The 6,399-nt window shown below is 45.1% G+C and carries 6 protein-coding genes, 1 pseudogene and 1 riboswitch; of the genes and pseudogenes, 1 reads left to right on the top strand and 6 read right to left on the bottom strand.

What is annotated here, in order from left to right; all coding sequences use genetic code 11:
- Positions 1–88: 88 nt before the first annotated feature.
- From dapD to AB4167_RS06510, 6 genes and pseudogenes are all read right to left on the bottom strand, one after another.
- Positions 89–1,120: a 2,3,4,5-tetrahydropyridine-2,6-dicarboxylate N-succinyltransferase gene (gene dapD, locus AB4167_RS06535; RefSeq protein WP_017059885.1), complete on the bottom strand. Its 1,032-nt coding sequence runs from the start codon at positions 1,118–1,120 to the stop codon at positions 89–91.
- A gap of 258 nt (positions 1,121–1,378) precedes the next feature.
- Positions 1,379–1,522: pseudogene (locus tag AB4167_RS06530) on the bottom strand (MarC family protein); the annotation flags it as partial.
- Between the two features lie 197 nt (positions 1,523–1,719).
- Complete coding sequence (locus tag AB4167_RS06525) at positions 1,720–2,709, bottom strand: GGGtGRT protein (protein WP_372136312.1); 990 nt, start codon at positions 2,707–2,709, stop codon at positions 1,720–1,722.
- Positions 2,710–2,733: 24 nt separating this feature from the next.
- The gene (locus AB4167_RS06520) at positions 2,734–3,426 is read right to left on the bottom strand and encodes an iron-sulfur cluster assembly scaffold protein (RefSeq protein ID WP_372136311.1); all 693 of its coding nucleotides are present in this window, start codon (positions 3,424–3,426) and stop codon (positions 2,734–2,736) included.
- A 194-nt stretch (positions 3,427–3,620) separates the two neighbouring features.
- A riboswitch (Fluoride riboswitch) is annotated at positions 3,621–3,705 on the bottom strand.
- A gap of 155 nt (positions 3,706–3,860) precedes the next feature.
- Positions 3,861–4,154 (bottom strand): YebG family protein, encoded by a 294-nt coding sequence (locus AB4167_RS06515; RefSeq protein WP_008223840.1) that lies wholly within the window; start codon positions 4,152–4,154, stop codon positions 3,861–3,863.
- Positions 4,155–4,242: 88 nt separating this feature from the next.
- Complete coding sequence (locus AB4167_RS06510; protein ID WP_017059889.1) at positions 4,243–5,139, bottom strand: LysR family transcriptional regulator; 897 nt, start codon at positions 5,137–5,139, stop codon at positions 4,243–4,245.
- Positions 5,140–5,347: 208 nt separating this feature from the next.
- Between AB4167_RS06510 and AB4167_RS06505 the strand changes: the two genes are divergently transcribed.
- Complete coding sequence (locus AB4167_RS06505; RefSeq protein ID WP_372136313.1) at positions 5,348–6,298, top strand: TDT family transporter; 951 nt, start codon at positions 5,348–5,350, stop codon at positions 6,296–6,298.
- Positions 6,299–6,399 lie beyond the last annotated feature (101 nt).

The raw sequence follows: 6,399 nt of genomic DNA, 5'->3' as shown, positions 1-6,399 counted from the left end.
GGTGTTCATGACACGCTTACCTAGCATCTAGCATCTAGCATCTAGCATCTAGCATCTAGCATCTAGCATCTAGCATCTAGTGCTTAGATTAGTTGTTGCTGTGCAGCTCGCTGTTTAGCTCAACCGCAGACTTGTTCGCTAGGCACTCGATTTGGCCTGTGATTGAGTTGCGACGGAACAGAAGATCAGACACGCCAGCAAGATCGCGAGCTTTAATGATTTCTACTTCATTGCCTTCTTTATCTAGCATGCGAACCTTAGTACCCGCAGTCACGTAAAGACCAGACTCAACTGTACAACGGTCACCCATAGGGAAGCCAAGACCCGCGTTTGCGCCTAGTAGGCAGTTTTCGCCGATAGAGATAACCATCGTACCGCCACCAGACAGAGTACCCATGATAGAAGCCCCGCCGCCGATGTCTGAACCGTTACCTACAACAACACCCGCAGAGATACGACCTTCAACCATGCTCACGCCAGTTGTACCAGCATTGAAGTTGATGAAACCTTCGTGCATTACTGTTGTGCCTTCGCCTACGTGTGCGCCAAGACGAACACGAGAAGTGTCAGCAATACGAATACCTGTTGGTACTACGTAGTCCACCATTTTAGGGAACTTGTCTACGCAATCTACAGACAGAGCACGACCTGCAAGGCGAGCTTCGATTTGACGCTCAGCCAGCTCAGGTAGGTCGATAGGGCCTTCGTTTGTCCATGCGATGTTGTGCAGTAGACCGAAGATGCCGTCCAGTACCGTACCGTGTGGTTGTACTAGGCGGTTAGAGATAAGTTGTAGCTTTAGGAAGCCTTCAGCAACTGATGCTGGCTTCTCGTCAGTGGCAAGAACAACAAGAACAAGTGGCTGTTCAGACGCTGCCGCTTTTTCTGCGAAAGATGCGTTAGCTGCATCATCGTTTGCTGCGAATGCTTTCGCCAGTTCTGCGCTTTGTGCAGCAGAGATTTCGATAGCTTGGTTGCCTTCAGCGTAACCTGACACTTCAGCTACAGCTGCTACAAGAGCGTCGCTTGGGTTTAGAAGCGGGTTAGGGAAGAACGCTTCAATGATTTTATTGTCGCGATTTTTGGTTGCCGTACCGAAGGCTAGTGAAAAATAAGCCATGTTGAATCTCCATGTGTTGAGTCTTGATTTTGCTATTCCAAAACAACGGCTCGAATAACAAGCGCTGCCGTTAGCAAAGTTAATTTAATTGCGTTCATCATAAAGAGAGCGCCCTCGTTATGAAAGGGCGTATCGGGATAAAGTCTGTAAAATGATATTGCTTGTCTTTTGAGAGATAGTTTTCTGCAATGAGAAAACACTGCAGATCAACACAAATTGATTGGTGCGTTAATCAACATTCTCCTGTGAATCCCCTCTTTAGATAAACAGTGCCTTATAAGCTTGCTCAATCCCTTCAATCAACATCTGCATACCGATTACCGCGAGTATCAACCCCATCATTCGAGTAATCACGTTCAGTGCGCTTGGTCCAACGGCTTTAACGAAGCGCTCGCCAAATACGACAGCAGAATGTATTTAATCTTAGATACAAATAATTATTAGAAATAGATAGTAGAGCAAGTGTGAATAAAAAACAGCCAGCATAAGGCTGGCTGTTTGGTTTTAGTGATAGGTGTAGAGTTTTGGTCGTCCGTTATTGCTTGATTCTCAATTAACGGAATCAAGCAATGGATAGATTGCGGCGCTCAATTTTGTCGTTATGCGTTCAAAGATTCGCTCACCGCCACAGCCAATGCAACTGTCGCACCGACCATTGGGTTGTTACCCATACCGATGAAGCCCATCATTGCCACGTGAGCCGGAACAGAAGAGCTACCTGCAAACTGAGCGTCAGCGTGCATTCTGCCCATGGTATCTGTCATGCCGTAAGACGCTGGGCCAGCTGCCACGTTATCTGGGTGCAATGTTCTACCTGTACCGCCGCCTGAAGCAATTGAGAAGTAAGGTAAACCTTGGCGAGTACGTTCTGCTTTGTAGATACCTGCAACAGGGTGTTGGAAGCGCGTTGGGTTAGTTGAGTTACCCGTAATACTTACATCCACTTCTTCTCTGTGCATGATTGCTACGCCTTCACGTACATCATCAGCGCCGTAACACAAGATCTCTCCGCGAGGGCCTTGTGAGAAACGGCGACGTTCTGTTTCAACAAGTTCACCCGTTTGGTAATCGTATTGAGTGCGAACATAGGTAAAACCATTGATGCGAGAGATTAAGTAAGCCGCATCTTTACCTAGACCGTTCAAGATAACTTTCAATGGTGTTTTGCGTGATTTGTTCACGTTCAGTGCGATTTTAATCGCACCTTCTGCAGCAGCAAAAGATTCATGGCCCGCAAGGAAAGCAAAACAGTGGCTTTCTTCATTGAGAAGACGCGCAGCCAATGCGCCGTGGCCGATACCGACTTGGCGTTGTTCAGCAACACTGCCGGGTTTGGTAAATGCTTGGAGCCCTTCACCAATGATATTCGCTGCTTGTTCTGCGCTGGTGGCTTCGCGAAATATTGCTAGTGCTGAACCAAGGATATAAGCATCGGCAGCGCTTTCAAAAGCAATAGGTTGGGTGTCCATCACCATGGCTTTTGGGTCGACATTGTGTGATTTACAGTATTGGTTCGCTTGCTCTAAAGAGTCGAAGTTCATTTCTGCCAATACGCGAGTTACTGATTCATTAAATTGAGTGTTCATCATATCTTTCCTCTAAATTGGCAAAAATTATTGTTGGCGTGGATTAATGGTGGTTACAGCTTCATCGAAGCGACCGTAGGTTCCCATAGCAAGGTCTGCTGCTTCATTGGCTGACACGCCTTGATTAATCGCCTTCATCATTTTGCCGAGGTTGAGATATTCGTAGCCAATCACTTCGCTGTGATCATCAAGTGCAAGCTTGGTTACGTAACCTTCTGCAAGCTCTAGGTAACGAACGCCTTTTGCTGCGGTTGAGTAGCTGGTGCCAACTTGGCTACGCTGTGTTTGACCTAAGTCTTCCAATGCTGCGCCGATTTCTAGGCCACCTTCAGAGAAAGCAGACTGAGTTCGACCGTAAACAAACTGCAGGAAGATTTCGCGCATCGCGACGTTAATCGCGTCACATACCAAGTCAGTATTCAGCGCTTCTAGAATGGTTTTTCCGGTGAGGATTTCCGCAGCCATCGCGGCAGATTGAGTCATACCTGAACAACCAATCGTTTCGATTAATGCTTCTTCGATGATGCCGTTTTTTACGTTCAGCGTTAGTTTTGCTGCACCTTGTTGTGGTGCACAAGTACCGACGCCATGGCTTAAGCCAGAAATAGCGATGACATCTTTTGGACTAACCATAGCGCCTTCAACTGGAATTGGTGCTGAAGTGTGTAGATCACCCCTTTGGATAGGGCACATTGATTGAATTTCTGAAGAGTAGTGCATAATGTTTTCTCACTTATAGAGCCATTTAAGGCCTAGGGCGTTGAGAAAACAGGACGTGTTGGAAGAGGTGCGGCTAATTCACTACAGATCTTGAGTATCGATAATCCAAAGGTGTCATGGAACTTGGTCTTAATAGACTAAGTCCATTTCAAAATGGAGGAATAGCGATACGTCCAACAGTATTACCTGTTTTCGATTCTGTAGGAGTCATTAGCACTGTTCGGAAAGAACGGGCGGTTGAAGCAAAAGCTTAGGTGGAACCCCATCACCTGATGGCTATAGATTAGATCTTCCTCACACTTTCATGCAAGCGAATGTTTAGAGCGATTTCGACTATAAACAAGCTTCATTATATTTCGATAAGTATAAAAAAACGCCAATAACGAACTCTGATTAGAGGCGTCATTGACGTTTTTTAGAAAGGTATCAGCTAGTTAAGCTGCATCTTCTTCTGCGTCTTCAACAGCTTCAAGCTTCTTAGCTTTTTTCGGAGCTGGCTTACGCTTAGCACCTAATGCGTAAAGAACTTCTTCTTTGTTCTTCGCTAGGTACATTGCAAGTTCTTCTTGCTTGCCTTCATCTTCAACTAAATCGCTTTTGCCTAACAGTTCAAAAAGCTCATCAGCCATATCCAGCATTTTGTCGTATGCGTCAGCTTCGGCTTTAGAGGTAAAAGTCATTTTCTCTTCTCCGTTGCGTTCCACCACGTACTTGACGATAACAGCCATGGTTAATCCTCTAAGTTTGATAAATTTTACTGGCTTTTTATACAGTTTCTGATGTTAAAAGTCCAGTTGGAGCCCGTACTATGCGGCCTCAATCTTGATGTGCCGCCCAGTCTTCACAATAACTCATGAAAGATTTCAGCAGTGGGCTTTGATATTTGTCTTTATGGACCAGCATCCAGAATCGGCGTTTCATATCAAGTGGTACATTAAGCGCTTTTACTCGGCCTGAATCGATCGCTCGCTGAGCAGCTAAACGAGACAAACAGGCAAAGCCAAGACCGGCAGAAACAGAGTTGATGATTGCTTCTGTGGTGTTGAGTTCAAAAGATTCATACCAATGTTCGATGCGCGGTGCGACGGCACGAAGGAAAAACTCGCGAGTCCCTGAGCCTGATTCACGTAAAATCCAATGGCTGTCTTCTAAATCGCTTAAAATCACTTTTTCTTTGGCAACAAGAGGATGTTGATTACTAACAATAATGCACATTTCATCGCTGCTAAACTGACTCGAAATGAGTTCAGGGTGTAATGTTTTTCCTTCAATTAGCGCGATATCCAGTTCATAATCCACCAACTTTTGGCAGATCAGTGCACTGTTTGAAATGAACAAGCTTTGATCCTGATGTTGAGTTCGTTCGCGAAAGCCTGACAAAATAAACGGTGCGACCTGATTACCAATCGTGTCACTCGCGCCGACCTTTAGATTGCCACTTAAAGGCTGATCATCACGGAACAAAACATCAATACCAGCAGCACGATGTAATATTTCATCCGCCAATGGAAGTAACTTATGTCCCTCTTGGTTGAGAATTAATCGGTTGTTGACCCGGTCAAATAGAGAGTGGCCGAGTTGTTTCTCCATTTCGCCTAGTGCCATGCTGACCGCAGCTTTAGACAGAAACAGAGCCTCAGAGGCAGCAGTCAATGTCGAGTGCTGAGTAATAGTGACGAACACTTTGAGCTGTTTTATTGAAATATTAGCCATCAGATTCCTAGTTTTACTCTGCTGGTGAAAATGGATTCTGTTCAGTATTGATGAACACTTGTTATATATAATTGGATATTGTTTAACGAAGCGCAAGCGTATTATGGCTTCAACAAGCTGATGAGTTCACAAGTTTAGTGAATTAGGTTTAAGAGAGGCTGACATGATTCAACGTATTAAATATAGATTAACAGGAGCTCCAACACCCATGGCAGGGTTAGCACTCGCAATTGCAAGCTTAGGCTGGTGTTGGGATGGTGTTCTAGTCGCACAAGGTATCTTACACACACCGGGTTTGGTGCAGTGGATCAGTGCTGGCATTGCGGCGGTATTACTTCTTGTTTTAGCTGTGAAATTTTTGATTCATGGTCACCTATTGCGTGAAGATCTTGCTCACCCTGTTGTCGGCAGTGTGGTACCAACATTTGCAATGGGGTGCATGGTGGTGTCAGCGTCTTTGGCGCCAATCTCTCAATTCTTACAAGAAGCTATGTGGTTGGCTTCTGTGGCTTTGCATGTTGTGTTTCTAATGAGCTTTTTGTACCACAGAGCTAAAAACTTTGAGATTCACCACATGGTGCCAAGCTGGTTTGTGCCACCGATCGGTATTATCGTCGCTGACGTCTCTTTCTCAGGTAATCCAGTTTTAGAGCCAGTAGCTAACGCGACTTTGGTATTCGGCTTATTGGTTTACGCAGTAATGCTACCAATCATGGTTTACCGTTTGATCTTCTCTCACGAAGTGCCAGATGCTGCAAAACCAACGATTGCGATTATGGCAGCACCGGCAAGCCTATCTTTGGCGGGTTACTTAACCGTTACTGCTAACCCTTCACCTGTGATCATTGGTTTACTATTTGGTATTGCAGTGTTGATGACGTTCATTATCTATATGGCTTTTTTCAAACTACTTCGTCTGCCATTTAGCCCTGGTTATGCAGCGTTTACCTTCCCAATCGTGATTGGTGCAACAGCCTTGTTTAAACTGGCTGCGTGGATGCAAGCACAAAGTATTGAAGCGCATTACATCAATCAAGTGTTTGGCCTAGCGTATCTTGAATTGATTGTGGCTACGTTGGTTGTGGGTTATGTCGCTGTTCGTTACTACATGAACTACAAACCTCATCGTGTTTTAGGCGCGGTAGCGGGTAGATTGTAAAGGGCAATAGTTCAAAAGATAAACGGAGCTTAAGTTTTCAGTATTTCATAAGCTTATATTCCTAATCCAAACTCGGCACTTATGCTAATCTGGCTTTATAT

This window comes from Vibrio sp. 10N.286.49.E11 (assembly GCF_041469505.1).
Lineage (GTDB): Bacteria > Pseudomonadota > Gammaproteobacteria > Enterobacterales > Vibrionaceae > Vibrio > Vibrio crassostreae_C.
This window is presented reverse-complemented; position numbering and strand designations above follow the sequence as displayed.

What these genes read in the sequence shown, in the direction of transcription:
- AB4167_RS06520 (WP_372136311.1), bottom strand. Translation starts at nt 3,426, where the DNA reads ATGCACTACTCTTCAGAAATTCAATCAATGTGCCCTATCCAAAGGGGT.
- dapD (WP_017059885.1), bottom strand. Translation starts at nt 1,120, where the DNA reads ATGGCTTATTTTTCACTAGCCTTCGGTACGGCAACCAAAAATCGCGAC.
- AB4167_RS06505 (WP_372136313.1), top strand. Translation starts at nt 5,348, where the DNA reads ATGGCAGGGTTAGCACTCGCAATTGCAAGCTTAGGCTGGTGTTGGGAT.
- AB4167_RS06515 (WP_008223840.1), bottom strand. Translation starts at nt 4,154, where the DNA reads ATGGCTGTTATCGTCAAGTACGTGGTGGAACGCAACGGAGAAGAGAAA.
- AB4167_RS06525 (WP_372136312.1), bottom strand. Translation starts at nt 2,709, where the DNA reads ATGATGAACACTCAATTTAATGAATCAGTAACTCGCGTATTGGCAGAA.
- AB4167_RS06510 (WP_017059889.1), bottom strand. Translation starts at nt 5,139, where the DNA reads ATGGCTAATATTTCAATAAAACAGCTCAAAGTGTTCGTCACTATTACT.